At 74.1% G+C, this 2373-nt stretch carries 2 protein-coding genes; one reads left to right on the top strand and one right to left on the bottom strand.

Features of this window, described 5'->3' with window-relative positions; all coding sequences use genetic code 11:
• Positions 1-39: 39 nt before the first annotated feature.
• A complete protein-coding gene (locus ALA01S_RS30760; RefSeq protein ID WP_066343545.1) occupies positions 40-1245 on the bottom strand; it encodes a polysaccharide pyruvyl transferase family protein in 1206 nt (401 codons plus the stop codon).
• 226 nt (positions 1246-1471) lie between these two features.
• Between ALA01S_RS30760 and ALA01S_RS30755 the strand changes: the two genes are divergently transcribed.
• Positions 1472-2035 carry a BPSL1445 family SYLF domain-containing lipoprotein gene (locus ALA01S_RS30755; protein ID WP_066343546.1) on the top strand — a complete coding sequence of 188 codons (564 nt, stop codon included), beginning with the start codon at positions 1472-1474 and terminating at the stop codon, positions 2033-2035.
• The last annotated feature ends 338 nt before the right edge of the window (positions 2036-2373 follow it).

Raw genomic sequence — 2373 nt, 5'->3', positions numbered from 1 at the left:
TTCGCGGCGTATGACGAGGCGGAGGCGAAACGCGCCGGCTCACGAGGCGCAAAAGCCGGCCAGCCCCGCGAACTCCCGTTCGAACCCGTCCATGAAAACCGCCGCCAGCGCCCCACCGTGTGCGCGCAGCGCGCCGGCCTCCACGTCCAGCGCCGCGCGCAAGGCCGCCGCGGCGTCGTCCACCGCCACGCAGCCCGGCACCTCCGGCAGCTCCCAGCTCTGCACGTAAGCCGCGTGCTTGTCCGCCCCGCCCTGCGGCGGCAGCAGGGTCAGCCGCGGGCGGCCGAAGGCGGTGGCGACGATGCGGGCGTGCAGGCTGCTGCCGCAGCAGCCCGCCGCGCCGGCCAGCAACGCGCACAGGTCCCACAGGTGGATGGACGCCATCACGGCGCAGGGCGCGCGCAGGCGCGCGGCCAGGCGGCTCAACACCGCTTCATCGTCATGCCAGGGCGCCGCGCCGGCGCGAAACAGCACCAGCGCCAGGCTGCGCTGGCGGGCCACGGCGTCCAATTGAGCCGCCAGCGCGTCCAGCGTGGCGTCGTCGCCGAACTCGGCGGCCATCTGCACCGCCACGTAGCCGCCGGGAAAGCGGGCCCGCAGCGCCGCCACCTCGCCGCGGGCGGCGCGCGCGGCGATCGCCGGGCCGAACAGCCGCGCCGTGAGCACGGCTGGGTCCGGCAACAGCAGCGAGGCCACGCCCGCCTCGCGCAGCAGCGCCTGCGTGCGCGCGTCGCGCACGGCCACGCGGTCCATCGCCCGCAGCTTTTCAATGGCTTCCACCTGCATGCGCCGCGGGCAGCGCTCCAGGCCGGCGCCGCCCAGGCCCAGCGCCACGACGGGTGCGAAACCGGCGGCCAGCGCGCGCGGCAGCAGGTAGGGCGCGTGGTCGTCCAGCCGCAGCGTGGCGCGCACCCAGCGCCGGCGCGCCAGGGGGCGGCGGGCGAAGTAGCCGATGGCGGCGGGCGCCTCCTGCGGCGGCAGCAGCATGGCCGCGGCCTGCCAGGCGCTGCAGGTGGCGAGTTGCCCGCCCACGTGCAGCAGCGCCAGCGGCGGCTCGCCCGGGGCGGGCTGCAGGTCCGCCAGGTGCGCCACCCGCACGCCGCCGCAGCCGCGCAGGTCGCGCGCGGCCAGGCCGGCAAAGCGCACGCCGCGCGGCGCCAGCAGGCGCGCCGCCACGCGCGCGAGCAGCAGGTCGCCGAAGTTGTGGCGGTCGCAGGCGCCCAGCAGGGTCACGGGGGTGGTCATGGCAACGGCTTGGGGCTTGAAAGGTGGCTGACAGCCGGCGGGCAATCTTTTTGCCCCTTGCGGGCAGGCCGCGCGGACACCCAAGCAAGCTTGATCCGGCCAACGCGGCCGGAGCCGGCGCCTTCGCCGGTGGCAACGCATGAGGATGCTGATGAAAACCAAAGATCTCCTGCCTGCAGACCAAGCCCAAGCCCAACTCAAGCCGGCCAACGCCGCCCGCCGCGGCATGCTCGGCGCGCTGGCGGCCGTGCCGCTGGTGCTGGCGACCACGGGCTGCGCCATCACGCGCGGCGGCAGCGACAAGAAAACACCCGAGCAGCACCGCCGCGACATCGACAGCAACGCCGACGCCACGCTCAGCCGCCTGTACGAGCAGGTGCGCGGCTCGCGCGAGCTCACCGCCAAGGCGCGCGGCCTGCTGATCTTCCCCTCCATCCTGGCCGCGGGCCTGGTGGTGGGCGGCGAGTACGGCGAGGGCGTGCTGCGCGCGGGCGGGCGCTCCCAGGCCTACTACCGCGCCGCCAGCGGCTCCTTCGGCTTCCAGGCCGGGGCGCAGTCCAAGGCGGTGGTCATCGTCTTCCTCACCCAGGAGGCGCTGGACAAGTTCCGCAACAGCAACGGCTGGACGGCGGGCGTGGACGGCTCCGTGGCCCTGCTCAAGATCGGCGCCAACGGCGAAGTCGACACCTCCACCATCAAGAACGACGTCGCCGCCTTCGCGCTCACCAACGCGGGGCTCATGTACAACCTGACGATAGAGGGCACCAAGATCACGCGCATGGACCTGTAAGGCGCGGCGCAAGGGCCAGCGAAAGGCGGCGCGTTGCGGGGGCAACGGCCCGGGCCAACGGCAGGTGTTAGACGGTCTAACACCGTGTTCAGGGGGCCGTCCCGGGGACCGTTGGCGCGCGCCGGCATCCCGCCGGCACGCGCACTTCGCACCCTCACCCGTCATGCCCGCGAAGGCGCACTGCGGTCCGGGCAGAGGGGCAAGCGCCAGCCGGAGACAGACCCGCAGCGCCCCCCAACCCGTCATTCCCGCGAAGGCGGGAATCCAGGCGGGCCCCAAGCCGGCCGTCAGCTCATGGGCCGGCGTCGCAAGGTCCAAAACCGCACTTTTCCTGCGTT

Source organism: Azohydromonas lata NBRC 102462 (genome assembly GCF_001571085.1).
Taxonomy (GTDB): Bacteria; Pseudomonadota; Gammaproteobacteria; order Burkholderiales; family Burkholderiaceae_C; genus Azohydromonas; species Azohydromonas lata.
This window is presented reverse-complemented; position numbering and strand designations above follow the sequence as displayed.

What these genes read in the sequence shown, in the direction of transcription:
- ALA01S_RS30760 (WP_066343545.1), bottom strand. Translation starts at nt 1,245, where the DNA reads ATGACCACCCCCGTGACCCTGCTGGGCGCCTGCGACCGCCACAACTTC.
- ALA01S_RS30755 (WP_066343546.1), top strand. Translation starts at nt 1,472, where the DNA reads ATGCTCGGCGCGCTGGCGGCCGTGCCGCTGGTGCTGGCGACCACGGGC.